This is a genomic window from Conexibacter sp. SYSU D00693 (assembly GCF_017084525.1).
GTDB lineage: Bacteria > Actinomycetota > Thermoleophilia > Solirubrobacterales > Solirubrobacteraceae > Baekduia.
The window spans coordinates 2856621-2881627 of the sequence record NZ_CP070950.1 but is presented as its reverse complement, the minus strand read 5'-3'; the positions used below and the strand labels follow the sequence as shown (position 1 = coordinate 2881627).

Genomic DNA, 25007 nt, shown 5'->3' with positions numbered 1-25007 from the left:
CCATGTCCGTCACCGCACCCCAGGCCCCTGAGCCCACGCTGGACGACCACATGCCCGGTGGGCGCACGATGACCGCCAAGCGCGCGATCGTCGCCGTCCTCGTCGCGCTCGCGCTGCTCGTCGTCATCGACGGCGACGGCATCCTGCGCCAGGGCCAGAAGATGAACCCCGGCTGGGAGAAGGACCTCGTCACCGGGGTCGGCCACCCGGCCGGCTGGATCGCCGACCACCTGCCGGTCTCGTCGGCCGTCGACGAGATGACGGGGTGGCTGTCGCCCGACGACGACGTCTCCTCCGAGGACGGGTCCTTCACCGCCGCCGGCGGGGGCGGCACGAGCCGCGTGGCGCCAAGCGCGTTCACGCCCGAGGAGCTCGGCCAGCGCCCGACCGCCAAGCCCGCGCTCAAGACGCTGCTGATCACCGGCGACTCGATGACCCAGCCGATGGACGCCGAGCTCGCGCGGATGTTCGCCGACCAGGGCGTGAAGACCATCCGCGACCCGAAGTTCGGCACGGGCATCTCCAAGCCTGGGCTCGTCGACTGGGGCAAGTACGCGGGCGTCCAGGCCAAGCGCGACAAGCCCGACGCGACGGTCGTCTTCCTCGGCGCCGGCGACACCTTCCCCATGAAGACGCCGGCCGGCGAGGTCAAGTGCTGCGGCCCGGCGTGGGCGGCCGAGTACGCGACGCGGGCCCGGGCGATGATGGCCAGCTACGGCCAGGGCGGGAAGGGCAAGGTCTACTGGATGGTCCTGCCCGTCGCGCGCGACCGCTCGGCCGACGCGAACATCCGGTCGGTCAACCAGGCCAACCGCGTCGCCGCCGGCGCCTTCGGGGCCGAGGTGCGCCTCGTCGACCTCGCCGCCCGGATCACGCCGGGCGGCAAGTACGACGACGCGCTCGAGATCGGCGGGCGCCGTCAGATCATCCGCGACCCCGACGGCGTGCACCTCAACGAGACCGGCGGCAAGATCGCCGCCGGCCTCGTCGCCGACCAGCTGCGGCGCGACTTCACGATCGGCGGCTAGACCGCCCCGGCGCGCGCGCCGGCCTGCTCCATCGCCCACGCGAGCACGCGGTCGGCGACGTCCTCCCAGCCCGGGGCGGCGGGCATCAGGTGCGGCCCCGGGACCTCGATGACCTCGGTCACCGTGTCGCTCTTGTAGTGCTTGGCGTTCGAGCGCTGGATCGAGGGCGGCATCAGGTGGTCGTCGGTGGCCGCCACGAACAGCAGCGGTGCGCGGTCGTCGTTGTGGTAGTCGACGTGCGTCTCGTCGGGGCCCGGATGGACGTTGGCCAGGGCGCTGCCCCAGAAGATCGGGCCCGAGGCGGGCACGTGGTAGCGCTCGTAGAGCGCCAGCGACTCCTCCTGGCTGAACGTGTTGGCGAACGCGTAGTGCCACTGGTCGGCGGTGAAGCCCACGGCGCGGTGGCGGTTGGCGGGGTTGCGCAGCACGGGGAACGTCGCGCGCACCTGGGAGAGGGGGACGCGCTTGACCCCCTCGGTCGGCGCGGAGTTCATGGCGACGCCGGCGGCGCCGTGGCCGCGGTCGAGCAGGAGCTGGGTGAACACGCCGCCGGCCGAGTGGCCCATGATGATCGGCGGCTGGTCGAGCTCGCCGACGACGGCCTCGAGGTGGTCGATGATCTGCGGCACCGTCACCGCCTCGATCGGCGACGGGTCGGCGTTGAGCGCCTCGACCTCGACCTCGAAGCCGGGGTAGGCGGGGGCCAGGACGCGGAAGCCCTGGGCCTCGTAGCGGTCGATCCAGTGCTCCCAGCTGCGGGGCGTGACCCAGAAGCCGTGGATCAGGACGATGGTGTCCGGCGTGACGGGCGACATGGCCCGGCAGCCTGCGCGCGGGGTGGGTGGCCTGTCATCACCTCCCGGGCACTTCACCTAGGTGACCCGGGCGCTCAGAGCAGCCCGCGCTCGCGCGCGCGGGCGACGGCCTCGGCGCGCGACGACGCGTCGAGCTTGCGGTACAGCGACTTGACGTGGCTGTGGACCGTGTTGAACGAGACGAAGAGCTCCCGGCCGATCTCGCGCTCGGACAGGTCGCCGCTCAGGAGGCGCAGGACGGCGAGCTCCCGCGCGGTGACGGCGGCGCGCTCGTCGGCGGCCTGCGCCGCCTGGCGCAGCCCGGCGGCGCGGATCGCCTGCTGCAGGCGCACGGGCAGCTGACCGGGGTCCGGGCAACGGGCGAGGACCGCGCGGGCCTCGTCGAAGAGCTCGAGGGCCCGGAGCCGGTCGCCGACGGTCGCGGCGGCGGCGGCGAGGGGGATGAGCCCGTCGACGAGGTCCAGCGGCTGGCCCCAGATCCGCCGGAGGAGCACTCCGCGCTCGAGCGCCTCGAGCGCCTCGTCCCAGCGGTCGTGCGCGGCGAGCGCGACGCCGTGGGCGGTGTGGACCTCGCCGACCTCGGCGGCGTCGAGGAGCCCGACCTCCGCCGCCCAGGCGACCGTCGCCTCCGCCTGGCGCAGCTTGCGCCGCGCGCTGCCCGCGCATCCCCGCGATGAGCGACAGGTCGGCGGCCGCGCCGACGCCGACGACCCACTGCTCGGCCGCCGGGGCGGTCTCGACGGTCTCGGTCAGCCAACGTTCGGCGCGGTCGAGGTCGCCGTCGACCAGGTGCGCCCAGCCCAGCGACCACGTGACCACGGGGCGCCACGGCGAACCCGGTGGCTCGAGCCGCGCCGAGCGCTCGCCCGCCGCGAGCGCCCGGCCGACGTCGCCCCACGCGAAGGCGGCGGTGAGCACCGCGACGCTCGAGGCGCGCGAGGCGAAGCCGTCGGGCAGCGGGCCGTCGTCCTGGTCGCCGACGGCCGCCACGCCGGCCAGCGCCTCGCGCATCTGCGCCTCGTGACCGCGCAGCGCGGCGACCCACGCGCGCACGAGGCCCAGGCGCGGGTCGTGCGCGACGACGGCGCGCGGCAGGCGCTCGAGCCAGTCCTGGACCGAGGAGGTGCGCCCGGCGTTGACGTAGTGCACCCAGCTGGCGGCGACGAGCTCGCCGGCGAGCGCGTGGTCCCCGCCCTCGACCGCGTGGTGGACGGCCTCGTCGGTCGTGCCGCGCGCCGCGTGCCAGGCGGCGGCGCGGCGGTGCAGCTCCGCGGCCGCACCCGGCTCGCGCCGGTCGAGCTCGCTGCGCAGCAGCTCGGCGAAGAGGTGGTGGAAGCGGTACCAGCGGCGCTCGTCGTCCAGTGGCAGGAGGAAGAGGTTGGACCGGGCGAGCTGCGCGAGCGCGCCGTCGGGGGCGCTGTCGCCCGCGACGGCCGCGCACAGCCCGGGGCACAGGCGCTCGAGGACCGAGGTGCGCAGCATGAACGTCTGGAGCGCCGTGTCGTAGCCGCCGAGCACCTCGCTGGTGAGGAAGTCGGCGACGTGGGCGCTCGTGCCGTGGAACGCGCGCACGGCGCGGCTCGGGTCCGGCCGGCCGGCCACCGTCAGCGCCGCGAGGTAGACCCCGGCGGGCCAGCCCTCGGTGCGCGCGACGAGCACGTCGACGTCCTCGGGGTCCAGGCCGAGGCCGAGGCGGTCGTTGAGGAAGAGCTCGGCCTCCGCGCGCGTGAACCGCAGGTCGTCCGTACGCAGCTCGAGGAGCTGGCCGTGGGCCCGCAGGGCGCCGAGCTCGAGGGCCGGGTCCGTGCGGGTGGCGAGGACGAGCTGCGTCGAGGCGGGGAGGTGGTCGACGACCCAGGAGATGGTGGCCAGCACGGCGGCGCTCGTCACCCGGTGCAGGTCGTCGAGGACGAGCAGCACGCCCTCCTGCTCGGCCAGCGCGTTGACCAACCGCGGCAGCGCGATCTCCAGCAGCGGCGCCGTCGTGACCTGCGCGACCAGCTCCTCGCGCGGCAGCGCCGGCAGCGCGCGGCTCAGCGCCTCCACCACGTGCAGCCACAGCACCACGGCGTCGCCGTCGCGCTCGTCCAGCGTCACCCACGCCACCGGCCCCCGCGCCGCCTCGCGCGCGCACCAGCCGGCCAGCACCGTCGACTTGCCGAAGCCCGCCGGGCAGGCGATGAGGGTCAGCCGCCGGCCGCGGCCCTGGGCGAGGCGGTCGAACAGCCGCGGGCGGTCCACGGCCTGCGGCGGCACGGCGGGAGGGTGGAGCTTGGTGACCAGCAGCACCGGCCCGTCAGAGCGCCCCCCGGCGTCCCCCACGGGCAGGAGCCTAGAGGGCGTCGTGCCGTGCGGCGAGCGCCTCGAGGTGGTCGGCGGCCGCCGGCGGTCCGCCGGCGTCGGCGAAGGCCCGGGCGACGCGCGCGGCGCCGTCGCGCCGCGCGATGGCCTCGTGCACCGCGGCGCGCAGCCGTGCGGCGCCGAGGCGCCGCCGCGGGAGGCGCACGCCGGCCTGGCAGCCCTCGACGCGGCTGGCGACCTCGAGCTGGTCGCGGCCGAAGGGCACGACGCAGACCGGCACGCCCGCGGCGAGCGCCTTCTGGGTCGCGCCCGCGCCACCGTGGGTGACCGCGCACGCCGCTCGACCGAGCAGCGGGCCGTGCGGGACGAAGCGCTCGACCCGGGCGTTGGGCGGGATCGGGCCGTCGAGCTGCGCGGAGGGCAGCGTGGCGACGACGTCCACGTCCTCCTCGGCGAGCGCGTCGAGCGCGGTGCGCACGAGGCGGCCGTCGTCCTGGAACTCCGAGGACGTGGTCACCAGGACGAGCGGCCGGTCACCGAGGGCGGCGAGCCACGGCGGGTCCTCGCCGGGCGGGTCCCACGCGCACGGTCCGACGAGCCGGACGTTCGGCGGCCAGTGGGCGCGGGGGTGCTCGAACGGCTCGGCCGACAGGTGCAGCAGCAGCGGCGCCGCGGTCCACATGTCGTCGGCGCGGCGGAACGGCGGCGCGCCCGCAGCGACGCGCACCGGGTTGAAGCGCGGGAGGCTCGCGCGCTCGAGCACCCGCAGCAGCGGCGGACCCACGACGCGGTCGCGCAGCCGGCCGAGAGGGCCGGCGGCGGGCGCGAAGCCCGGGCCGAACGGCGGGACGTCCGGCGCGCTCAGCGGCAGCGGGTAGGGGAACCACTGCGCCCAGGGCCCGCCCCACGCCTCCGCCGCCGCGCTCGCGCCCCAGGCGGCGCAGTCGACGAGCACGACGTCGGGCCGTTGCTGCGCGATGGCCCCACGGAGGTCGTCGACCTCGTGCGGCGCGCGGCGGGCGAAGGTCGCCAGGGAGCGCCGCAGTCCGCCGATCGGCGAGCGCGCCGCGTGGTCGTCGTGCTCGAGGGCCTCGATCGCCGGGGCGATCGGCGCGGCCGCGAAGCCGAGCGCGCGCAGGCGGTCGACCTCGGCGGCGAGCGTGCGGACCGCGACGTCGTGGCCTCGCCGCCGGAGCTCCTGCGCGATCGCGACGAGCGGGAAGAGGTGGCCGCGGGCCGGGGACGTGTACGCCAGGACCCTCACGGCGCCGGCCCCAGGAGGCGGTCCAGGGCGAGCGTGAGCGTCGCGTGCACCTCGTCGCGGCCGAGGCCGAGGTCGCGGGACAGGACCGCCCAGGCCCGCACGTCGCACAGGGCGATGGTCGCCGCGCGGCGGCGCTCGCGCTCCGGGCCCGCGAGCCACGGCGCGAACGCGTGGTCGACCCACGCGTGGTGCAGGGCACGGGCGCGGTCGCGCACGACGGCCACCGCGCCGGTGCCTTCGAGGGCCTCGAGGGCCAGCGCCCGCTCCCCGTCGCGGGCGTAGTGGTCGAGGAGGTCGTCGACGGCCGCGGCGACGTCGGGCGGAGGTGGTCCGAGGCGCTGCCGGGCGGTGCGGTCGAGGGCCCGCTGCACGGCGCGCTCGAGCAGGCCGTCCTTCGAGCCGAAGTGCCGCAGGAGGGTCTGCTTGGTCACGCCGGCCTCGTGCGCGAGGGCGGTGAGCGACGCAGCCGACCAGCGGCCGGCGAGGAACGCGCGCTCGGCCGCGTCGAGCAGCGCGGTGCGCGTGCGCTCCTCGCCGACGGCCCGGGCGGCCTTCTCGTACGTCCTCGGCGACATTCGCGTTGCCGATGGTAACGCGAACCCTCAGGCCGTGCGCAGGGCCGCGGTGGGCGACAGGCGCGAGGCACGGGCGGCCGGCAGGAGCCCGGCGAGCGCGCCGATGAGCACCGCCGAGCCGATGCCGGCCGCCCACGCCTCCGGCGGGACGACCACCGTCCAGCCCTTCGTGCTCGCGTAGACGGCGGTCGCCGCCCCGCCGGCCAGGACGCCGGTCACCCCGCCGAGGACCGCCAGGAGCGTCGACTCGGCGACGAACTGCGTGCGGACCTGCCCGCGCGTGGCGCCGAGCGCCCGGCGCAGGCCGATCTCCGAGCGGCGCTCCAGCACGGAGATGAGCATGGTGTTGGCGACGCCGACGGCGCCCACGAGCAGCGCGACGGCGCCCAGGCCGAGGAACAGGCTGTCGAACGCGCCGGCCGCCGCGGCGCGCGCGGTCAGGACGTCGGAGGGTTGGCTCACGTCGGCCTCGTTGGGCGCCTCCGGGCTGGCGGTCGGCGCGAGCACCGCCTGCACCGCGGACTCCTCGCCCGTGGCGGTGCGGACGTAGACCGTGCTCGGCGGGCCGGCGACGACGTGGCCGCGGACCGTGCTGCGGAAGCCGAGGTGACGCTGCGCGGCGGGGTAGCCGACCAGGGCACTGACGTCGACGTCGGGCGCCAGCGGCGCGGGCGCCAGCACGCCGGCGACGTCGAACCACGCGCCGCCCAGCCAGATCCGCAGCCCCGGGGCCACGCGGTCGATCCCCAGGCGCCGCGCGGCGGTCGCGCCGAGGACGACGACCGGCACGCGGGCGGTGGCGGCGTCCAGCCACGCCCCGTGGGCGACGGGGACGCCGAGCACGGACGGCAGGTCGAGGCTGGCGGCACGGACCTGCAGACCGCCGGTGTTGCCGGCCGGCACGAGCGGGCTGCGGTACACCCGCGCGTCGTCCACCAGGCCGGTGTGCGCGAGGCGCTCGACGCCCGCGAGGTGCCCCAGGCGCGCGATGGCCTCGTGGGGCAGCGTCGCCTTGCCGCCGGTGAGGCGCTGGCCGGCCTCCACGGTCAGCAGGTCGGTCCCGAGCCGGTCGATCTCCTCGAGCAGGCCGGCCTGGGAGGACGACGACAGCCCGAGGACGGCGACGATCGCCGCCGTCCCGATCGCGATGCCCAGGGCCGACAGCGCGGCGCGCAGCCGCCGGGTGCGCAGCCCCACGCTCGCGACCCGCAGCCCGTCGCGCAGCCCGAGCCGTCCGGACGGTGGGCTCATCGGGCGCCGGCGTCGTCGACGACGCGGCCGTCGAGCATCCGCACCCGGCGGGGCAGCTGCTCGGCGAGTGCGGCGTCGTGGGTGATCACGACGATCGTCGCGCCGCCCGCGTGCAGCTCGCGCAGGAGCTCGACGATCGCCGCGCCGGTCGCGCTGTCCAGGTTGCCCGTCGGCTCGTCGGCGAGGACGATCGCGGGGCGCCCCACCAGCGCGCGGGCGATCGCCACCCGCTGGCGCTCGCCGCCCGAGAGCTGGGTCGGGCGCGCTCCCGCGCGCTCGGCGAGGCCCACGCGCGCGAGCGCCTCCTCCGCGCGCCGGCGGCGCTCGGGCGCGGGCACGCCGGCGTAGAGCAGTCCGTCGGCCACGTTCTCGCGGACGCTGGCGTGCTCGGCGAGGAAGAACTGCTGGAAGACGAAGCCGATCTCGCGGGCGCGCAGCCGCGACAGCGCACGGTCGCCGAGCCCCGCGGCGTCGACGCCCCCGACGCGCAGCCGGCCGCTGCTCGGACGCTCCAGCGTGCCCATGACGTGCAGGAGCGTCGACTTCCCCGAGCCGGACGGCCCCACCACGGCCGCCAGCTCGCCGCGGCACACCGTGAGCGACACCCCCCGCAGCGCCGGCACCGGCGGCGCCTGCCCGTAGACCTTGGTCACGTCGTCGAGCTCGAGGACGGGCTCGGCGCTCACGACGCCGGCACCACCACGCGGTCCCCCGCGCGCACGCCGCCCTGCACCTGCACCCGCCCCTGGGCGGCGTCGAACAGCCCGACGCGCACGGCGACGAGCGCGCGCCGGCCGCCGGCGCCCACCACCTCGACCGCGAAGCCGCCGCCCGTCCGTCCGACGAGCGCGGTCACGGGGACGCTCAGCACGTCGCGCACGCCGCGGGTGCGCACCTCGACCTGGACGGGCGCGCGGTCGAGCCCGCCCGCCGCGCCGGCGTCGTCGAGGCGGACGGTGACCGGGATCGTCGCGGCGCCCCCGCTGCCGGCGTCCTCCTCGTCGGGGGCCTGCGCGACCCGGCCGACCCGGACGACGCGCCCGGTGGCCGAGCGGCCCCCTGGCAGCGTCACCCGCGCGCGGTCGCCGGTGCGCAGGCTCCCCCGCTGCGCGGGGTCGAGCTCGAGGCGCACCCCGAGCGTGGCCGACGTCGCCTGCACCACCTCGGCGCCCGCGCGCGCGGGGTCGCCCGCCTGGGCGGTGACCTTCGCGACGCGGGCGGCGGCGGGCAGGACGACCGCGTCGTCGTCGGCCAGCTCGCCCGTCTCCTCCATCCCGCGCCGGTGCTGCAGGCGCTCGAGCGCCGCGAGGGTGCGCCAGGTGAAGCGGCGCTCGTGGCGGTCGGTCCCGAGGCCGAGGCGCTGGAGGTTGCGGTTGAGCTGCAGGACGTCGCGGCCCTCGTCGCCCTCCCGGAGGTCGCGGAAGACCGGGACCGCGCCGCACAGCAGCAGGACCGGCTCCTCGTCGACGCGGTACAGCACGTCGCCGCAGCGCACGCGGGCGCCGAGGCGCGGCAGGCGGGTGAACGTGCCGCTGGCCCGGTTGCGCACGCGGTAGGGCGCGCCGTCCGAGCGCGCCGTGTAGGTCAGCGTGCCGGGCCGCGAGACGGTCTCCGACAGCCGTCCGCGCTGCACCGTCGCGGTGGCCACCGGGCCCGGCTCGCCCGCTCGTGGCGTCTGGCCGCCGCCGGACGCCGCGACCCCCGCGACGCCGGCGCCCGCGACGACGAGCGTCGCGGCGCCGGTCAGGGCCCACCTCCCGCGCGTCACGGCCGCCGCAGCCCCACCTGGTCGCCGAACGTCGTCATGCAGGCGTCCGTGGCGGCCGTGAACCCCGGGATCTCGCGCGCGCCGCGGCCCCTGGCGGAGGGGATGCGCGACGTGTCGATCAGCGGGGCGCCGGGCGTGGGGTCCGGGAAGTCGGAGACGCCGTGCTCGCGCATGCACTGCGCGAAGCGCAGCGCTCCCTCCTGCTGCTCGCTGCTGCGCCGGCGTCCGGCGAAGCCGGCGGGCTGCAGGTCGCGACAGCGCCGCAGCGCGCCCGTCCAGGCCGGGCTGTCGGTGTCGATGGACGACCCGTTGACGACCCCGTCGAGCGTCAGCTCGCCCGACGGGTCGGGGTCCGGGAAGTCCGGCACGCCGTGCTCGCGCATGCACGTGGCGAAGCGCACGGCCCGGTCCTGGCTCGGCGCCGTCGCGCCGCCGCCCGTGCCGCCCCCCGGCGAGCCGCTCACCGTGACGGGGTCGTCCTGCCCGCCGCCGCCCGAGCACCCGGCCACCGCGAGCGCGGCGAGCACGGTGGCGGCCAGGCCGTGGAGCGCGCGGCTCACGGCTGCATCCTCGGGTCCTCGGTCGGGTCGGCGTACAGCGGCGGGCACCCGTGGTCGGCCGTGCCGGGACGCAGCTCGAAGTGCCAGGGCTCGTTGCGGTAGACCTGGCACAGGCCGAACGCCGCTCCGCGCTGGCCCAGCCACGCCGCCGCCGCGGGCGGGCCGACGTCGACCGCCTCGCCGGCGACGTGCGCGGACGTCGCCGGGGTCGCGACCCAGCGCCCGGCCTCGGCGGCCGAGCCGTACTTGGCGACGGCCTCCTCCAGCAGCCGCTGCTGGTAGGCCGGCGAGCGCCAGCCGCTGTCGACGAGGAGGCCGACGCCCTCGCCCTGCGCGGCGCTCGCCGCCTGGCGCAGCGCGCCCAGGAGCTCGGGGTCGAGCTTGGCCACCCCCGGCACGTGGTCGTCGAAGGCCGAGGTGCCGTCGGGCACCGCGCCCGCGGCCGTCCCGTGCGCATCGTCGTGCCCGTCCTCGCGCAGCGCCTCGAGCGGCGTCCCGGAGGTCAGGGACGACGCGGCATCGGGGACCTGCAGGTGGCTGAGCGCCGCCACCGCCGCCGCGAGGCCGGTGAGCAGCAGGGCCACACGGAGCCAGCGGATCCGGACGTGGCCGGTCGTCGTTCGTGCTGATGCGCCGGAGGTCACGGCGGGCAGTGAACGGGCCCGCGCGTTGCCCACGCGTATCGCGTTCCCGATACACGGACGACATGCCCGGCGCGTTAGCGTCGGGCGGCATGCGGGTGCTGGTGGTCGAGGACGAGCCGCTCATGGCGGGCGCGATCCGCGACGGCCTGCGCCTCGAGGCGATCGCCGCCGACGTCGCGCACGACGGCGACAGCGCCCTGCGCCTGCTGGGCGTCAACGACTACGACATCGCGGTGCTCGACCGCGACGTCCCGGGGACCTCCGGCGACGAGGTCGCCCGGCGGATCGTCGCGTCGGGCAGCGGGATGCCCATCCTCATGCTCACCGCGGCCGACCGGCTCGACGACAAGGCCTCGGGGTTCGAGCTGGGTGCCGACGACTACCTGACCAAGCCCTTCGAGCTGCAGGAGCTCGTCCTGCGCCTGCGCGCGCTGGACCGCCGCCGGGCGCACAGCCGGCCGCCGGTGCGTGAGGTGGCGGGCCTGCGGGTCGACCCCTTCCGGCGCGAGGTCTTCCGCGACGGCCGCTACATCGCCCTCACGCGCAAGCAGTTCGCGGTGCTCGAGGTCCTCGTCGCCGCCGAGGGCGGCGTCGTGAGCGCCGAGGACCTGCTGCGCCAGGCCTGGGACGAGCACGCCGACCCGTTCACCAACGCCGTGCGCATCACGATCTCGGGGCTGCGCAAGCGCCTGGGCGAGCCCGGGGTCATCGCCACGGTGCCGGGCGTGGGCTACCGCATCGACGCCCCGTGAGCGTCCGGCTCAAGCTCACGCTCAGCTACGCCGGGTTCCTCATGGTCGCGGGGGCGCTGCTGCTCTTCGCGGTCTGGCTCTTCGTCTTCCGCAACCTCCCCGACGTCGCGCCCGTGCCGGGCGGGATCATCTACCGGTCGGTCCTGCAGCGGGACTTCGCGACCGCCGCGGCGGTGCTGATGGGCGGCCTGCTGGTCGTCGGCCTCGTCGGCGGCTGGGTGCTGGCGGGACGCATGCTCGCCCCGCTGGACCGGATCACCGACGCGACGCGCGTGGCGGCCGGCGGGGTGCTCTCGCACCGCATCCGGCTGCACGACCGCCACGACGAGTTCCGCGAGCTCGCCGACGCCTTCGACGCGATGCTCGCCCGCATCGAGGCCGACGTCGCGGCCCAGCAGCGCTTCGCCGCCAACGCGTCGCACGAGCTGCGCACGCCGCTGGCCATCACCCAGACGCTGCTCGACGTCGCGCGCAAGGACCCCGACCGCGACGGCGGCGAGCTCGTCGAGCGCCTGCGCATCGTCAACGCCCGCGCCATCGACCTCACCGAGGCGCTGCTCGTCCTCAGCCGCGCCGACCAGCGCTCCTTCCCGCGCGAGGACGTCGACCTCTCGCTGCTGGTCGAGGAGGCCGTCGAGACGCTGGTGCCCCTCGCCGAGGAGCGGGGCGTCGTGCTCGAGGCGGCCGGCGACGTCGCGCCGACCACCGGCTCGCACGCGCTGCTGCTCCAGCTCGTGACGAACCTCGTGCACAACGGGGTGGTCCACAACCGCCCGGACGGCGGCACGGTCACGGCGACCACGAGCGCCGGGCCCGACGCGGTGGTCCTGACGGTCGACAGCACGGGGGCGCCGCTGACGCCCCAGCTCGTCGCCACGCTCGCCGAGCCCTTCCAGCGCGGCAGTGCGCGCGTGCGCGGCGACCACGCCGGCGTCGGCCTGGGGCTGGCGATCGTCCGGAGCATCTCCGACGCCCACGGCGGCCGGCTGCTCCTGAGCCCCCGCGACGAGGGCGGCCTGCGCGCCGTGGTGCGCCTGCCGCGCGCCTAGCGCGGACGCCGCGCGAGGACGTCGGCGACGACGTCCTCGAACGCGCGCTGCTCGCCGCGGGCCAGCCACTGCTCGAAGCCCAGGCGCAGGACCACGATGGTCAGCTCGCCGGCGAGCCGCGCCTCGACGTCCCCCACCCCGCGACCGGCCAGGGCGCCGGCCACGTCGCCCGCCATCGCCTGCTGCTTGGCGAGCTCGCGCTCGCGCAGCTCGGGGTGCTGGGCCACGACGTCGGCGAAGCGCCGCAGGAACGCCTTGCGCGGCTCCATGTGGCGCGCGGCGGCGCGGACGCCGGCCTCGACCGCCTTGGCCACGGACGCCCGTGCCGGAGCGCCGACCACGCCGGCGACCAGCGCGTCGGTCAGCGCCGCCTCGTTGCCGAAGAGGACCTCGCGCTTGTCGCTGAAGTGGCGGAAGAAGGTGCGCTCGGTGAGCCCGGCCTGCTCAGCGATCTGCCGGGCGGTCGTCTGCTCGTAGCCGCGTTGCGCGAACAGGCTGAGCGCCGCCTCCTGCAGGCGTCGACGGGCGTCTGGCTCCCAGCGGGCCACGAGACCGAAGCCTAGCGGCTGATGTCAGCCACTGACATGTCGGTGCTACGGTGATGTCTGTGACTGACATCAGGGACAAGGTCGTGGCCATCACCGGCGCCAGCAGCGGCATCGGCGAGGCGACGGCGGAGCTCTTCGCCGCGCGCGGCGCCAAGGTCGTGCTCGGGGCACGGCGCGAGGCGCCGCTGCGGGACCTCGCCGGGCGCCTGGGGCCGGACGCCGCCTACCGCGTCACCGACGTACGCCACCGCGAGGACGTGCAGGCGCTCGTCGACCTCGCCCTCGAGCGCCACGGCCGCCTGGACGTCCTCGTCAACAACGCCGGCGTCGGCCCGATCTCCCGGCTGGACGCCCTGCGCGTCGAGGACTGGGAGGCCATGGTCGACGTGAACCTCAAGGGCGTGCTGCACGGGATCGCCGCGGCCCTGCCGGTCTTCGAGGACCAGCAGGGTGGCCACCTCGTGATCACGTCGTCCACGGCCGCCCACCGGATCCTCCCGACGATGGCCGTCTACGCGGCGACGAAGACCGCGGTCAACGTGGTGGCCGAGGGCCTGCGCCAGGAGGCGGTCCCCGGCGTGCGCGTGACCGTGGTCTCGCCCGGCTACGTCGCCACGAACTTCGCCGACTCCGTCACCGACCCGGACATCCGCGCGCAGATCGCGGCGGGCGGCGACGGGCTCGGCATCCCCCCGGCCGCGATCGCCCGCGCCATCGACTTCGCCGTGGAGCAGCCGGACGACGTCGACGTCGGGGAGGTCGTCGTGCGCCCGACCGCGCAGCGCTGAGGTCCGGCTGGAGGACTCGGTCCTCGGAGCACGAAGCCCCCGCTGGGCGGGGGCTTCACCACGAGGTGGAGCTAGGGGGACTCGAACCCCCGACCTCCTGGGTGCGATCCAGGCGCTCTCCCAACTGAGCTATAGCCCCGCGTGCGGGACCAAGTGTAGCCTGCCCCGTCGCAGCGCCGCGCCACGGATGAGCTTCCGCAGCCGCCTCACCCTCTTCTTCGTCCTCATCGTCATCGTGCCGATGGTCTCGGTGGCGGTGGTCCTGTTCCGGCTCATCGCCGACAACGAGACCGGCAAGGCCGACGCGCGGATCGCGGCCCGCCAGGACGCGGCCATCGGCCTCGCCAACGACGCGCAGCGCCGCGGCAACGACGCGGTCGAGGTGGTCGGGACCGACGTGCGGCTCGCCAGCGCGGTGCGCGCCGGCAGCGCGACGCAGGTCGAGCGCCGGCTGCGCCGGCTGCGCGAGGACGTCGGCGCGTCGCGGATCGTCCTGAACGCCGGGCGGCTGCGGGCGGACGTCGGCTCGACGCGCGGCGTCTTCCCGGGGGTGCGCAACCTCGCCGACGGCGACCAGCGGGTGGGCCGGCTCGAGGTCGCGACGACCGACGCGGTCGCCTACGCGAAGCTCGTCCGGCAGGTCACGCAGCTCGACGTCGTCGTTCGCCGCGACGGGGAGGTGCTGGCGGCGACGCTCGACGGCTCGGGCCGCGCGCAGCTGCCGGCGCCCTCGCGCGACGCGGTCACCGTGGGCGACGTCGAGGTCGGCGGCGCGGAGTACCGCGCGGCGACCTTCACCGCGGGGGGCTTCCTGGGCGCGCAGGTCGAGGTGACGGTGCTCGAGCCCAGCGCGGCGACCGACGCGGAGGTCGGCGACAGCCGCCTGCTGGCCGCCGGGATCCTCGCGGGCTTCTTCATCCTGGCGTTCACCTTCGCGGTGCTCGTCTCCCGGTCGCTGCAGCGCCAGATCGAGGGCTTCCTGCACGCCGCGCGGCGCCTCGGGACGGGCGACTTCTCCGCCCAGGTGCCCACCACGGGCCACGACGAGTTCGCGGCGCTCGGCGAGGAGTTCAACAAGATGTCGGCCCAGCTGGAGGAGCGGCTGGCCGAGCTCGAGCGCGAGCGCGCGCGCCTGGAGACGGCGCTGCGCCGGACGGGCGAGGCGTTCGCGTCCAACCTCGACCGCGACGGCCTGCTCGAGGTCGTGGTCTCCACCACGGTCGACGGCGTCGGCGCCGACGGCGGCCGCGCGTCGGTGCGCCGCGACGAGGAGGGCCCGCTCGAGCAGGTGGCCACGGCGGGCGCCCCCGCGGGCGCCTCGGCCGACGCGGTCGTGGCGGCCGAGCGCGAGGTCCTGCGCACCGGCCACGCGGCGCAGACCTCCGAGGGCGGGGCGACCGCGTTGGCCCACCCGCTGCGCGGCGCGCCGGGCGCCGACGAGGGCCGGGTCTCGGGCGTCGTCTCGGCCTGGCGCCAGGGGGCGACGTTCAGCGCGGCGGAGGTGGAGCTCTTCCACTACCTCGCGGGCCAGGCGGCGGTCTCCGTGGAGAACGTCGGGCTGCACGAGACCGTCGAGCGCCAGGCGGTGACCGACGAGCTCACGGGCCTGTCCAACCGCCGGCGCTTCCAGGAGGCGATGGAGCGCGAGGCGGAGCGCTCGAAGCGCTTCGGCACCGACGTCGGGCTCGTCCTGCTCGACATCGACGACTTCAAGAAGGTCAACGACACCCACGGCCACCAGCAGGGCGACGTCGTCCTGCGCGAGGTCGCGCGCGTCCTGCGCGAGAGCTCGCGCGAGATCGACGAGCCGGCGCGCTACGGCGGCGAGGAGCTGGCGGTCGTCCTCCCGGGCACCGACCTCGAGGGCGCGTTCAACCTGGCCGAGCGCGTGCGCACGGGCATCGAGGCGCTGCGCTTCCCGCTGGCGGACGGCGCGCTGCGGGTGACGGCGAGCTTCGGCGTCGCGGCGCTGCCGGTGAGCGCCGAGGACCTGCGCGGGCTGGTCGCCGCGGCCGACGAGGCGCTCTACGAGGCCAAGCGCACGGGCAAGAACCGCACCGTGCGTGCAGGCTGACGCCCGCCGCTCCGGGGACCGCCCCCGCTAGCATCTGCCCCGATGGGACTGCTCGACGACGCGATCCGCGAGCACCTCGAGCTCAAGCGCCGCCGTGGTGCCTCGGCCGAGGAGGTCGCGCAGCAGGAGGCGGAGGCCCTCGGCCCCGCCCGCCGCGGTGAGCGCGCGACCGCGCTGACCCCGCCGGCGGCCGCCGCCGGGACCGCCGAGGCGGCACCCCCGGCACCGGCCGCGCACGTGGCCGAGCCGGCGCTGGACGAGCCGGCCACGGCCTACGACGACGCCGACGCTGCCGTAGGGGCCGTCGCCTCGTCCTTCGACGATCCCGTGGGCCGCGAGCCCACCCCCGCGCCGGCCACGGACTTCGACGACCCGGTCGCGCCGGGCGACGTGCCGGGCGCGGTCAGCGAGGCGGGCGTCATCGACGACGTCGTCGCCCCCGCGCCGCCCGAGGCCGAGTACGCGCCGCCGGCGGAGACCCGCCTGCCGCCCGCGCCGCCGCCGGCCCCGGCGCCCGCCGCGCCGCCGGCGCCCGCGGCGGACCCGCGGCCCGTCGTCGACGACCTGCAGCGCACCCAGGAGTTCTCCGCCGACGAGGTCGCCGACGCCGCGGGCGCCGCCGACCCCGACGTCGAGCCCGGCGAGCACGACGAGCTCGAGGAGACGCCGGACTTCCTGCAGGAGACGCCGGAGCACGACCGGCTCTGGTTCGAGCAGAAGCCCCCGAAGGACTTCGACTTCTAGGACAGCGCCGCCCCCGGCGGCTGGACCCGGCGGCCATGGCCCGGCCGTCGCGCGGCGGCGACGATCGTCGCGATGCCGAGGATCGCGATCGTCCTGCCGGGCGGCGGTGCGCGCGGCGCCTACGAGGCGGGCGCGCTGTCGGTCCTGCTGCCCGAGCTCGAGGCCCGCGGCGAGCGGCCGACGATCTTCTGCGGCACGAGCGTGGGCGCGATCAACGCGGCGCTCCTGGGGTCCCTGGCCGACCGTCCCGCCACCGAGGTGGCCGAGGCGCTCGTCGCCCGCTGGACGGACATGCGCAAGGGCGACGTCCTGCGGCCGGTCGTCGGTCCCGGCATCCCGCTCATGCTGGCGCGGCTGCTCGGCGAGGTGCTCGAGGTCCCGGGCATCCGCCTGGCGGCGCTGCTGGACCCGACGCCGCTGCAGCGCTCGCTCGAGCGCTGGATCGACTGGCTGGCGCTGCACCGCAACGCGCGCTCGGGCGCGCTCGAGGCGGTGTGCGTCGTGGCGACCTCCCTGGCCCACGGCGGTCCCGTGGCGTTCGTCCACGCGCCGCGCCGCGGCTCGCCGGCGCTGCCGGGGGACGACCCCCGCTACGTCCGCGTCACGCTCCAGCCCGAGCACGTGCGCGCCAGCGCCGCGATCCCGATGCTCTTCCCGCCCGTCGAGGTCAAGACGCCGGCGTCGGTCGCGGGGCACTACATCGACGGCGGGACCCGCCTGAACTCCCCGATCGCCCCGGCGCTGGCGCTGGGCGCCGAGCGCGTCGTCGTCCTGGGCTTCGAGCCCTTCGCCGCCCGCGCCGAGCCCGCGCGTCGCCCGGGGACGCCGCGCTTCGCCGACGTCGCGGCCAACATCCTCGACGGCCTGCTCGTCGACCAGGTGGCCGACGACGTCCACCGCCTGGCGTCCATCAACACGTTCTTCGCCGACGGCGCGGCCTCGGGCATCTCCTCGAGCGCCCGCGCCTACCGCCATGCCCGCGGCCGGGCGCCCTACCGCAAGGTCGCCTACGCCCTCGTCGCGCCGGAGCGCCGCGGGGAGCTCGCGGAGCTCGCCGACGAGGTCTTCCGCCAGCGCTACGCCGGCCTGCGCGGCCTCCTGGCGCCCGACTACCCGCTGATCTCGCGCCTGCTGGGCGGCGACCGCTCCGGCGCCCGCGGCGAGCTGCTGAGCTTCCTGCTCTTCGACGAGGTCTTCACCGGGCGCCTCCTGGAGCAGGGCCGTCGCGACGCGCAGCGCTGGCTGGACCGCCACCCGGCCTTCTGGTGCGCCGACGCCGCGCACGACCTCGACGTCGACGCCACCGCCGTCCACGCCGCGCGCGAGCAGGCGGTCCTCGACGAGTACCGCGCCATGCGGCGGCGCTAGCCGGCGCCTACAATCCGTCGTCCCAGGGCCCTTAGCTCAGCTGGGAGAGCGCCGCCTTTGCAAGGCGGAGGCCGCCGGTTCGATCCCGGCAGGGTCCACTCGGCCGAGGTCGACGTAGTCCTCGGCCCATCGGATGCCCGCGCGCTGGCCGTTGGCGCACGGCACGAGACGGAGGGTGAGGACGCTGCGGCCACCGCCGAGGGCCTTGGCGGGGAGGTAGTAGCACTGTCCGGTCGTCGCGTCCCACGCTGCCAGCCAGTCGATGATGGCGGCGGTGTAGCGCTTCTTCGCTCGCACCTTGCCCGCCGTGAGCGACAGCGAGTAGCAGGGGACCGCGAGGACGCGACCGTCCGAGCGGACGTGCTTGACCTGCACCCGCTCGAGCCGCCCCTCGCGCTCGACGACCAGGTCGTAGTCCCAGTCCTCGCCGAACGGGAACGCGACCTTGTGCCCGCGCCGGCGCAGGTCCATCGCGACCGCGAGCTCGGCCAGGTCGCCCTTCTGCTTGAGCGGCGCCATCACCCCCTGTAGGGCGCAGGCGCCGAAGTTCGCCCCCCTCAGGCCGCGGGCTCGGCCTCGACGGCGCGCTTGATCGACGCCGCCATCTCCGGCGCGCCCTTGCGCGCCGCCCGCACCGCCAGGCCCACCAGGAGCTTGCCGGCGCCTGGCCCTCGAGCTCGTTGAAGATCGTCACGCGCGTGCGGCCGTCGCCCTCGTCGACGAGGTCGTAGCCGCCCTCGCGCGCGGTGACGAGGTTCTTGGACCGCTCCTGCCAACGGATCGTCGTCGGGGCCTCGAACGTCGTCAGCTCGAACTCGCGCGTCGTCGTCATGCCCGCGTCCCTGACGGTGCTGGCGAAGCGCGTGCCGACGCCGGGTGGGCCGTCGGTGAGCTGGCGCATCTCCTGCACGCGTGGACTCCACTTGGGGTCGTTCTCGCCGTCGGCGAGGAACGCGAACACCTCGGCGATCGGTCGGTCGACGACCGTCGTCCCCTCGAAGCGGCCGGCCATGGCGGCGACCCTAGAGCCGTCCGGGCGGGCGTTCAACGGGCGCGGCGACGAGCGGTGAGCGACCGGTCCCGGCCCCCGGGGTACGCGGGGGAGCGCCGGGCCGGGACCGGTCGGACCGTCCCCCCGGACGGGTGGCGCAGACGATCGCGCCACCCGCCCGCGGGTGCATCGGGGATCCGCCTAGGGCTAGGCGGGCGTCGCGTCGGCGAGCAGGAAGAGCTCGCCGGCGACGCGGTCGGTCGCCTCGCCGTGGCCGCCCAGGAGGCGGCGCGTGAGCTGCGCGCGGCGGAAGAACAGCGGGGCGTCGTGCTCCCACGTCGCGCCGATGCCGCCGTGCACGTTGATCACCGCGCGGCTGGAGAAGTCCAGCGCCTTGCCGGCGGCCGACCGGGCGGCGCTCGCCGCGAGGGCGAACTCGTCCGGGGCCGACTCGCGCGCCCAGCCCGCGTAGTACTGGAGCGAGCGGGCGTTCTCGAGCGTGCGCAGGATCTCGACGATCTCGTGCTTGACCGCCTGGTAGGACCCGATGGCGCGCCCGAAGGTGAACCGCTCCTTGGCGTACTGGACGCTCATCTCGAGCGTCGTCTGCACGGTCCCGATCGCCTCGGCGGCGACGAGCGCGTGGGCGAGGAACCACGCGTCGGCCAGCGCGTCGGGGCCGCAGTCCAGCCGGCGGCCGCGGGCGCCCTCGAGCGCGACGTGGCCGAGCGAGCGGGTGGCGTCGTAGCGCCGGACGTCCTCGATCGCGACGCCCTCGGCACCCGCGTCGACCGCGACCGCGACCGGCTCGTCGGAGCCGTCGACGCAGGTGACGACGACCAGGAGGTCGGCACCGGGCGCGTCCACCACGTAGGCGGCGTGGCCGCTCACGGCGACCTGGTCGCCCTCGACCTGCCCGCGCAGCGCGGGACCGCGCACGCCGCCCGGGGCGTCGACGGTCCAGGCGGGCTCGTCGAGGTCCGACGGCGGGCGGGCCGGCACGTACACCGGGCGCACCTCGCCGGAGGCCACCGCGCCGAGGGCCTCGTCGCCCGCGGCGTCGAGGATCGCCGTCGCCGGGATCACGCCGAGGAACGGCACGCCGGCCAGCACGCGGCCGAGCTCCTCGGCCACGAGCATCGCGTCGAAGGCGCCGAGGCCGGCGCCGCCCTGGTCCTCGCCGACCAGCAGGCCGGGCCAGCCGGCCTCGACGGCGGTCGGCCACAGGTCCGGCAGCTTCGACGGGTCCTCGAGGCCCTCGCGGGCGGCCTCGAAGGTCTTGAAGCGCGACAGGGCCCCGCGGGCCGCCTCGCGCAGGAACTCCTGCTCGTCCGACAGCGCGAGGTTCACGACGCCACCGCCTCCTTCTCCTTGGCCCGCAGCTCGCTGAACGGGATGCCCTTGTCCAGACGCGGCTCGGGCGGGAGGCCCAGCACGCGCTCGCCGATGGTGTTGCGCAGGATCCCCTCGGTGCCGCCGGCCGACTTGAGGCCCGGGAGGAAGCTGATCATGTACGCCCACTCCGTCGACTCGTCGAGGGCGTCGGGCCCTCGGACGTCGGCGATGAGCTCGCCGGCGGCGATCGCCGCGTTGACGGTCGTGACCTTCGACAGGCCCGCCTCGGGACCGGGGATCTGGCCGCGCTGGAGCGCGGTCAGGGTCCGGTAGCCGGTGAAGCGCACCGCGAGGAGCTCGGCGCTCAGGTCGCCGAGGCGCTTGCGCACCTCCTTGTCCTTGCGCGCCTCGGGGCTGTCGACCAGCGCGCGGGCGAAGCGGTCGCCGCGGTAGCCGAAGCCCTCGGAGCCCAGGCCGATCGTCACCCGCTCGTACATGAGGACCGTGAGCGCGGTCATCCAGCCGTTGTCGATGCCGCCCACGACGTTCTCCTCGCCGACGACGACGTCGTCGAAGAAGACCTCGTTGAACTCCGCCTCGCCGGAGATCTGGCGCAGGCCGCGGATCGTCACGCCCTCGGCGTCCATCGGGACGATGAACATCGTGAGGCCCTTGTGCTTGTGCTTGTCCGGGTCGGTCCGCGCGAGCAGCAGGCCGTAGGAGGAGAACTGGGCGTTCGTCGTCCACACCTTCTGGCCGTTGAGCCGGAAGGAGCCGTCGTCCTGGCGCACGGCACGGGTCTGCACCGCGGCCAGGTCCGAGCCCGCGGCCGGCTCGGAGAAGAGCTGGCACCACACCTCGTCGCCGTGGAGCATCGGCCCGAGGTAGCGCGACTTCTGCTCGTCGGTGCCGTGGGCGATGATGCACGGCCCGAGCATGCCGATGCCGATGACGTCCAGGATGCCGGGCACCTCGGCGCGGGACAGCTCCTGGTTGACGATGACCTGCTCGATCGGGCCGAGACCCTGACCGCCGACGTCCTTCGGCCAGCTCACGCCGGCGAGACCGCCCTCGGCGAGCGTCCGCTGCCAGGCGCGGCGGGCGTCGAGGTACCCGTCGTCGTCCATCTCGCCGCGCGCCGGCGGCGCCTGCGCCTTGCGCTCCTCCAGCCACGAGCGGACCTGCTCGCGGTACTGGGCCTGCTCTGGGGTGTCGTTCAGATCCACGCTGTGCTCTTCTCCCGGGTGGGTTGGCTGACCAGCCAGTCGACCGCGCATCATATGGAGGTCTGACGCTGCGTCGAGCCCATCTCGTGACCGTGGCGCAGGCGGCGCTCGCGCTGCCCGTGCTCGAGCGCCTCTCGCACGGGCGACGGCGGCGCGCGCCGCTGGGCCCCGGTGCGCCCGAGCCGGGCGGGACGGTGTCCGTCGTGGTCCCGGCGCGCGACGAGGAGGACCGCCTCGGCCCGTGCCTCGCCGGGCTGGTCGACGACCCGGACCTCCTCGAGGTGCTCGTGGTGGACGATCGCTCCTCGGACGGGACGGCGGCGCTCGCCCGCGCGGCGGGCGCGACGGTGCTGGAGGGCGAGGAGCCGCCGCCGGGCTGGGCGGGCAAGGCGTGGGCGCTCGAGCAGGGGATCCGCGCCGCCCGCGGCGACTGGGTCGTGCACGTCGACGCCGACGTCCGCCCGCGGCCGGGCCTGGCGCGGGCGCTGGTGGCCGCCGCGACGGAGCACGGGGACGACCTGCTGAGCGCGACCGTCCCCTTCCGCTGCGCCACCGCGCCCGACCTCGTCCTGCATCCGTCCTTCACCGCGACGATCCCGTACCGCGCCGGGCCGGTCGACGCGGAGGGCTGGCGGCCCCCGGCGGGGCGCGCGATCCTCAACGGCCAGGTCGTCCTGCTGCCGCGCGAGCGCTTCCAGCGCGCCGGCGGCTACGGGCGGGTGCGCGGCCACCAGGTCGAGGACGTCGCCCTGGCGCGGGAGCTCGTCCGCGACGGCTGGCGCATCGGCTTCGTCGACGCGCGTGCCCTGGCCGAGGTCGAGATGTACCCGTCGGCGCGCGGGACGTGGACCGGGTGGTCGCGCTCGATCGCGGGACGCGACGTCACCCCGCCCGGCCAGCTCGCCGTCGACGTGGCGGCGCTCTGGCTGCTGTGCGCGCTGCCGGTGCTGCGCCTGCTGGCGCGGCGGACGACGCGGGTCGACCGGGCGCTGCTGGCCGTGCGCTTCGGCCTGGCGGCCGCGGTCGGGGCGGGCTACCGGCCGCGCTCGCCGCTCGTCCTGCTCGCCCCGCTGGCGGACCCGGCGGTGGCGGCGCGCTTCACGTGGGCGGTGCTGCGTCCGGACCGCCGGTGGCGCGGGCGGACGCTCGCGGCGCCCCGCAGGTGAGACAGGGCGTCGCGAACACCCTGCAAAGAGAGGTGGTCGCGACCCGACCATCCGGAGGATCCTGAGGGCGTGGACGGTGCTGGGGACCACCACCGGGGCGCCACGCCGGCGGGCCCGGACCTGCTCGGGCTGCTCGCCCACGACCTGATGACGCCGCTGACGGCGACCGCCGGCCTCGCCGAGGTGCTGCGGATGCGCGAGGAGCGGCGGTTGGGCGCCGAGTCGCTCGAGCTGCTGGTGGAGCTCGAGGCGGGTTCGCGCCGCGCGGCCGACATCGTGCGCCAGACGCTCGACTACGCGCGGGCGACGGCCGCCGAGGGCCGCAGCCGCGTCGACGTCCGTGCGATGCTCGAGGACGTCGCCGCCGAGCTGCGGACGCTGGTGCAGGAGCGCCGCGCCGCGATCCGCTGGGACGGCGCCGCGCACGAGCTGTGGGGCCGGCCGCTCGTCGTCCGCCAGGTCCTGGCCAACCTCGTCGCCAACGCCGTGCGCCACGGTGCCCACGACGTGGCCGTCGGGCTCGAGGTGACCACCGACGGGGTGGTGGTCGAGGTCCGGGACGACGGGCCGGGCATGCCCGACGCGGTCGCGCGGGCGCTGGAGGCCCGCGGACCGGCGGTCTCCAACGGCCGTCTGGGCCTCGCGCTCACCCGCAGCCTCGTGGCGGCGGAGGGCGGCTGGATCACGGCGACCCCGCGCGAGGGCGGCGGGACCACGGTGGCCTTCGTCCTGCCCCAGCGCCGGCGCTTCAGCCGCGACGAGACGCCGAGCGCCACAGGAACAGCGCCCCGATGAGGCACATGAGCGCGCCGGTCGCCGCGACGCGCTCGACGGGCTGGAGGGCGAGCTGGAGCGGGACCACGCCGAAGACGCCGGCCTGCGCGCCGCGGGCGAACGACCGCGTCACGGCGGTCACGAGCAGGCAGAGCGCCAGCGCGAGGAGGGCGGGGACGGCCGCCGCCGCGAACATCCCGCCGGCGAAGGTCATGACCGCCTTGCCGCCCCGGAAGCGGGCGAAGAGCGGCAGGGCGTGGCCGACCATGGCGGCGCCGACGCCCGTGTAGGCGCCGTACGCGTCGCCGGTCAGCAGCCACCCTGCGACGCCGGCCAGCGTCCCCTTCAGGCCGTCGCCGACGAAGGCCGGCCACGCGCGCCGGGCACCCAGCTGCTCGAGGGCGTTCCAGGCCCCGGGGTTGCCGTCGGCCGTCTGGCGCAGGTCCACGCCGTGGCGGCGCGCGACCCAGAGGGCGGCGGGCACCGACCCCAGCAGGTAGCCCAAGATGGCGGTGAGGACGTACTCCAAGACCGTGGTCGCATCCTTCCACCTGCACCGGTTCGGCCGGGAGCACGCTCCCGAGGCGCTCTCGCGCATGGGCCTGGACCGCCCGCTCCTGCGCCGCCAGGCCGGGCTGCGCTTCTGGCGGCTGCTGGGGACCGGCCGAGGCCGCACCATGACGCTCGGCGCCGACCTGCGCCGCTGGGCGCTCTTCGCGGTCTGGGAGGACGACGCGGCGCTCGACGCCTTCCTGGCCTCGTCGGAGGTCGCCGCGCGCTGGCGCGCCACCGCCCGCGAGCGCTTCCACGTGCGCCTCGACGTCCGGCGCTCGCACGGGGCGTGGGGCGGCGCCAACCCGGTCCCGGTCGCGGCGGGCGGTGGCGTGCCCGACGGCGGCCCCGTCGCGGTCCTGACGCGGGCGACGATCCGTCCCGGCGCCCTCGTGCCCTTCTACCGTGCCATCGAGCCGCCGGCTCGCGCGCTGCTGGGGAGCGAGGGCCTCCTGGCCTCCGTCGGCGTCGGCGAGTGGCCGCTCGCGCGCCAGGCGACGTTCTCCCTCTGGCGCTCGACCGCGGACCTGCAGGCCTACGCCTACCGCCGCGCCGACCACGCCCGGGTCGTCCGGCGCACGCGCGACGAGCGCTGGTACAGCGAGGAGCTCTTCGCCCGCTTCCGCCCGCGTGACGCCGAGGGCACGTGGGACGGGACCGACCCGCTCGCGCCGGTCAGCGGCTGAGCAGCGCGTCGAGGCGCGCCCAGAAGGTCCGGCGCGCCGCGGCGTCCTCGCGCTGGGGCGCGAGGTGGTCGGCGACCTCGGGGTCTCGCACGAGCACGAACCGGCCGCCCGGCACGGCCCGCGCGATGCGGCGTGCCCAGCGCGTGCCGACGACGACGTCCTCGGTCCCGGCCAGCGCGACGACCGTCGTGCCGCGCGGCGTCGTGCGCGGGTCGCGCTCGGGCAGGAGGGCCGGCAGGCCGAGGATCGACCGGCCCGGGTAGGCGGCGAAGACGGCCCGCGGCCGGGGCAGGCCCAGCGCGCGGGCGCCCGCGGCGAGGTCCGCGGCCAGCGCGCCGCCCGCGCTGTGGCCCGCGACGACGACGTCGTCCTGGTCGGCCGGGGCGCGGCGCAGCGCCGCGTGCACGCCCTCCGCGGCGTCGGCCAGGACCCCGTCGAGGCCGATGAACGGCGGCTCCTGGTAGACGGGGAACACGACCTGGTGGCCGCCGGCGAGCAGGTGCAGCAGCCAGCCGCCGTACTGCTTGGGCGACACCGCGGTCCAGCCGTGGAGGAAGACCACCGTCGGCAGCGGCCGGCGCGCCGGCGCGTCGGGCGGGCGCAGGACGTACGCCGCCCGGGCACCCACGCCGACCTCGCGCACGAGCGGCTCCGAGCCCTCCGTCCGCAGCTCCACGCCGCCGCACCCGGCCAGGGCGAGGGCGGAAAGTGCCAGGCACATTCCGCCGAGGGCGGAAGGTGCCAGGCA

The 25007-nt window shown here is 76.5% G+C and carries 25 protein-coding genes, 2 tRNA genes and 2 pseudogenes; 12 read left to right on the top strand and 17 right to left on the bottom strand.

The genetic code is table 11. The features are described 5' to 3' along the window. The first annotated feature begins 2 nt into the window (after window positions 1-2). Complete coding sequence (locus JUB12_RS14325) at window positions 3-1028, top strand: hypothetical protein (RefSeq protein WP_205696099.1); 1026 nt, start codon at window positions 3-5, stop codon at window positions 1026-1028. Here the strand turns inward: JUB12_RS14325 and JUB12_RS14320 are convergent. Both JUB12_RS14320 and JUB12_RS22375 read right to left on the bottom strand, forming a co-directional pair. Further along, window positions 1025-1843 (bottom strand): alpha/beta hydrolase, encoded by an 819-nt coding sequence (locus tag JUB12_RS14320; protein WP_205696098.1) that lies wholly within the window; start codon window positions 1841-1843, stop codon window positions 1025-1027. The two genes, JUB12_RS14325 and JUB12_RS14320, sit on opposite strands and share 4 nt — an antisense overlap. A 74-nt stretch (window positions 1844-1917) precedes the next feature. Then, window positions 1918-2175, bottom strand: coding sequence for a response regulator transcription factor (locus JUB12_RS22375; protein ID WP_371822338.1), 258 nt, complete (start codon window positions 2173-2175; stop codon window positions 1918-1920). A gap of 479 nt (window positions 2176-2654) precedes the next feature. Here JUB12_RS22375 and JUB12_RS22370 point away from each other — a divergent pair, with 479 nt between their 5' ends. Continuing rightward, the gene (locus JUB12_RS22370) at window positions 2655-2867 is read left to right on the top strand and encodes a hypothetical protein (RefSeq protein WP_205696096.1); all 213 of its coding nucleotides are present in this window, start codon (window positions 2655-2657) and stop codon (window positions 2865-2867) included. Between the two features lie 1308 nt (window positions 2868-4175). Here JUB12_RS22370 and JUB12_RS14305 read toward each other — a convergent pair. The 7 genes from JUB12_RS14305 to JUB12_RS14275 are packed head-to-tail and all read right to left on the bottom strand — an operon-like array spanning window position 4176 to window position 10146. Next, complete coding sequence (locus JUB12_RS14305; RefSeq protein WP_205696095.1) at window positions 4176-5408, bottom strand: glycosyltransferase; 1233 nt, start codon at window positions 5406-5408, stop codon at window positions 4176-4178. Continuing rightward, a complete protein-coding gene (locus JUB12_RS14300; protein ID WP_205696094.1) occupies window positions 5405-5983 on the bottom strand; it encodes a TetR/AcrR family transcriptional regulator in 579 nt (192 codons plus the stop codon). Before JUB12_RS14300 ends, JUB12_RS14305 begins: the two co-directional genes overlap by 4 nt. A gap of 27 nt (window positions 5984-6010) precedes the next feature. After that, on the bottom strand, window positions 6011-7234 hold the full coding sequence (locus JUB12_RS14295; RefSeq protein WP_205696093.1) for an ABC transporter permease: 1224 nt from the start codon (window positions 7232-7234) through the stop codon (window positions 6011-6013). After that, window positions 7231-7920: an ABC transporter ATP-binding protein gene (locus tag JUB12_RS14290; RefSeq protein WP_205696092.1), complete on the bottom strand. Its 690-nt coding sequence runs from the start codon at window positions 7918-7920 to the stop codon at window positions 7231-7233. Before JUB12_RS14290 ends, JUB12_RS14295 begins: the two co-directional genes overlap by 4 nt. Next, entirely contained in the window at window positions 7917-9002 is a 1086-nt protein-coding gene (locus JUB12_RS14285) for an efflux RND transporter periplasmic adaptor subunit (RefSeq protein WP_205696091.1), read from the bottom strand. The genes JUB12_RS14290 and JUB12_RS14285 overlap by 4 nt, the downstream gene beginning before the upstream one ends. Further along, window positions 8999-9562, bottom strand: coding sequence for a hypothetical protein (locus JUB12_RS14280; RefSeq protein ID WP_205696090.1), 564 nt, complete (start codon window positions 9560-9562; stop codon window positions 8999-9001). Before JUB12_RS14280 ends, JUB12_RS14285 begins: the two co-directional genes overlap by 4 nt. Next, complete coding sequence (locus JUB12_RS14275; protein ID WP_241004271.1) at window positions 9559-10146, bottom strand: M15 family metallopeptidase; 588 nt, start codon at window positions 10144-10146, stop codon at window positions 9559-9561. The genes JUB12_RS14280 and JUB12_RS14275 overlap by 4 nt, the downstream gene beginning before the upstream one ends. A 149-nt stretch (window positions 10147-10295) precedes the next feature. Here JUB12_RS14275 and JUB12_RS14270 point away from each other — a divergent pair, with 149 nt between their 5' ends. Together JUB12_RS14270 and JUB12_RS14265 are read left to right on the top strand one after the other, a co-directional pair. Continuing rightward, window positions 10296-10958 carry a response regulator transcription factor gene (locus JUB12_RS14270; RefSeq protein ID WP_205696088.1) on the top strand — a complete coding sequence of 221 codons (663 nt, stop codon included), beginning with the start codon at window positions 10296-10298 and terminating at the stop codon, window positions 10956-10958. A gap of 41 nt (window positions 10959-10999) precedes the next feature. Beyond that, a complete protein-coding gene (locus tag JUB12_RS14265) occupies window positions 11000-12007 on the top strand; it encodes a HAMP domain-containing sensor histidine kinase (RefSeq protein ID WP_205699780.1) in 1008 nt (335 codons plus the stop codon). On the opposite strand, the gene JUB12_RS14260 is transcribed toward JUB12_RS14265, so the two are convergent. Continuing rightward, the gene (locus tag JUB12_RS14260) at window positions 12004-12555 is read right to left on the bottom strand and encodes a TetR/AcrR family transcriptional regulator (RefSeq protein ID WP_205696087.1); all 552 of its coding nucleotides are present in this window, start codon (window positions 12553-12555) and stop codon (window positions 12004-12006) included. The two genes, JUB12_RS14265 and JUB12_RS14260, sit on opposite strands and share 4 nt — an antisense overlap. Before the next feature lie 59 nt (window positions 12556-12614). Between JUB12_RS14260 and JUB12_RS14255 the strand changes: the two genes are divergently transcribed. After that, a complete protein-coding gene (locus JUB12_RS14255; protein WP_205696086.1) occupies window positions 12615-13343 on the top strand; it encodes an SDR family oxidoreductase in 729 nt (242 codons plus the stop codon). Window positions 13344-13409: 66 nt separating this feature from the next. On the opposite strand, the gene JUB12_RS14250 is transcribed toward JUB12_RS14255, so the two are convergent. After that, a tRNA-Ala gene (locus JUB12_RS14250) sits at window positions 13410-13482 on the bottom strand. Between the two features lie 48 nt (window positions 13483-13530). Here JUB12_RS14250 and JUB12_RS14245 point away from each other — a divergent pair. From JUB12_RS14245 to JUB12_RS14230, 4 genes are all read left to right on the top strand, one after another. Beyond that, the gene (locus JUB12_RS14245) at window positions 13531-15417 is read left to right on the top strand and encodes a diguanylate cyclase (protein ID WP_205696085.1); all 1887 of its coding nucleotides are present in this window, start codon (window positions 13531-13533) and stop codon (window positions 15415-15417) included. A gap of 42 nt (window positions 15418-15459) precedes the next feature. After that, entirely contained in the window at window positions 15460-16161 is a 702-nt protein-coding gene (locus JUB12_RS14240; protein WP_205696084.1) for a hypothetical protein, read from the top strand. A 72-nt stretch (window positions 16162-16233) separates the two neighbouring features. After that, a complete protein-coding gene (locus tag JUB12_RS14235; protein WP_205696083.1) occupies window positions 16234-17529 on the top strand; it encodes a patatin-like phospholipase family protein in 1296 nt (431 codons plus the stop codon). A 25-nt stretch (window positions 17530-17554) separates the two neighbouring features. Next, window positions 17555-17627: transfer RNA gene (locus JUB12_RS14230), tRNA-Ala, on the top strand. 28 nt (window positions 17628-17655) lie between these two features. Here JUB12_RS14230 and JUB12_RS22365 read toward each other — a convergent pair. The 4 genes and pseudogenes from JUB12_RS22365 to JUB12_RS14210 form a co-directional block, all read right to left on the bottom strand. Then, window positions 17656-18048: pseudogene (locus JUB12_RS22365) on the bottom strand (group I intron-associated PD-(D/E)XK endonuclease); the annotation flags it as partial. 38 nt (window positions 18049-18086) lie between these two features. Continuing rightward, a pseudogene (locus tag JUB12_RS22360) lies at window positions 18087-18541 on the bottom strand (SRPBCC family protein). Window positions 18542-18727: 186 nt separating this feature from the next. Then, a complete protein-coding gene (locus tag JUB12_RS14215) occupies window positions 18728-19870 on the bottom strand; it encodes an acyl-CoA dehydrogenase family protein (protein ID WP_205696082.1) in 1143 nt (380 codons plus the stop codon). After that, window positions 19867-21081, bottom strand: coding sequence for an acyl-CoA dehydrogenase family protein (locus tag JUB12_RS14210; RefSeq protein WP_205696081.1), 1215 nt, complete (start codon window positions 21079-21081; stop codon window positions 19867-19869). Before JUB12_RS14210 ends, JUB12_RS14215 begins: the two co-directional genes overlap by 4 nt. An 86-nt stretch (window positions 21082-21167) precedes the next feature. Between JUB12_RS14210 and JUB12_RS14205 the strand changes: the two genes are divergently transcribed. Together JUB12_RS14205 and JUB12_RS14200 are read left to right on the top strand one after the other, a co-directional pair. Continuing rightward, complete coding sequence (locus tag JUB12_RS14205; protein WP_205696080.1) at window positions 21168-22247, top strand: glycosyltransferase family 2 protein; 1080 nt, start codon at window positions 21168-21170, stop codon at window positions 22245-22247. Window positions 22248-22316: 69 nt separating this feature from the next. After that, a complete protein-coding gene (locus JUB12_RS14200) occupies window positions 22317-23042 on the top strand; it encodes a sensor histidine kinase KdpD (RefSeq protein WP_205696079.1) in 726 nt (241 codons plus the stop codon). Here the strand turns inward: JUB12_RS14200 and JUB12_RS14195 are convergent. Next, window positions 22996-23505 (bottom strand): glycerol-3-phosphate acyltransferase, encoded by a 510-nt coding sequence (locus JUB12_RS14195; protein WP_205696078.1) that lies wholly within the window; start codon window positions 23503-23505, stop codon window positions 22996-22998. The genes JUB12_RS14200 and JUB12_RS14195 overlap by 47 nt on opposite strands. Before the next feature lie 22 nt (window positions 23506-23527). Between JUB12_RS14195 and JUB12_RS14190 the strand changes: the two genes are divergently transcribed. Further along, entirely contained in the window at window positions 23528-24259 is a 732-nt protein-coding gene (locus tag JUB12_RS14190) for a hypothetical protein (RefSeq protein ID WP_205696077.1), read from the top strand. On the opposite strand, the gene JUB12_RS14185 is transcribed toward JUB12_RS14190, so the two are convergent. Next, window positions 24249-24935, bottom strand: a complete 687-nt coding sequence (locus tag JUB12_RS14185; RefSeq protein ID WP_205696076.1) for an alpha/beta hydrolase fold domain-containing protein — start codon at window positions 24933-24935, stop codon at window positions 24249-24251. The genes JUB12_RS14190 and JUB12_RS14185 overlap by 11 nt on opposite strands. Window positions 24936-25007 lie beyond the last annotated feature (72 nt).

Bases quoted from the DNA above. Each gene is read 5' to 3' on its own strand.
- JUB12_RS14320 (WP_205696098.1), bottom strand. From the start codon at position 1,843: ATGTCGCCCGTCACGCCGGACACCATCGTCCTGATCCACGGCTTCTGG.
- JUB12_RS14270 (WP_205696088.1), top strand. From the start codon at position 10,296: ATGCGGGTGCTGGTGGTCGAGGACGAGCCGCTCATGGCGGGCGCGATC.
- JUB12_RS14245 (WP_205696085.1), top strand. From the start codon at position 13,531: ATGAGCTTCCGCAGCCGCCTCACCCTCTTCTTCGTCCTCATCGTCATC.
- JUB12_RS14190 (WP_205696077.1), top strand. From the start codon at position 23,528: ATGGCGGTGAGGACGTACTCCAAGACCGTGGTCGCATCCTTCCACCTG.
- JUB12_RS14265 (WP_205699780.1), top strand. From the start codon at position 11,000: ATGGTCGCGGGGGCGCTGCTGCTCTTCGCGGTCTGGCTCTTCGTCTTC.
- JUB12_RS14300 (WP_205696094.1), bottom strand. From the start codon at position 5,983: ATGTCGCCGAGGACGTACGAGAAGGCCGCCCGGGCCGTCGGCGAGGAG.
- JUB12_RS14325 (WP_205696099.1), top strand. From the start codon at position 3: ATGTCCGTCACCGCACCCCAGGCCCCTGAGCCCACGCTGGACGACCAC.
- JUB12_RS14235 (WP_205696083.1), top strand. From the start codon at position 16,234: ATGCCGAGGATCGCGATCGTCCTGCCGGGCGGCGGTGCGCGCGGCGCC.
- JUB12_RS14240 (WP_205696084.1), top strand. From the start codon at position 15,460: ATGGGACTGCTCGACGACGCGATCCGCGAGCACCTCGAGCTCAAGCGC.
- JUB12_RS14295 (WP_205696093.1), bottom strand. From the start codon at position 7,234: ATGAGCCCACCGTCCGGACGGCTCGGGCTGCGCGACGGGCTGCGGGTC.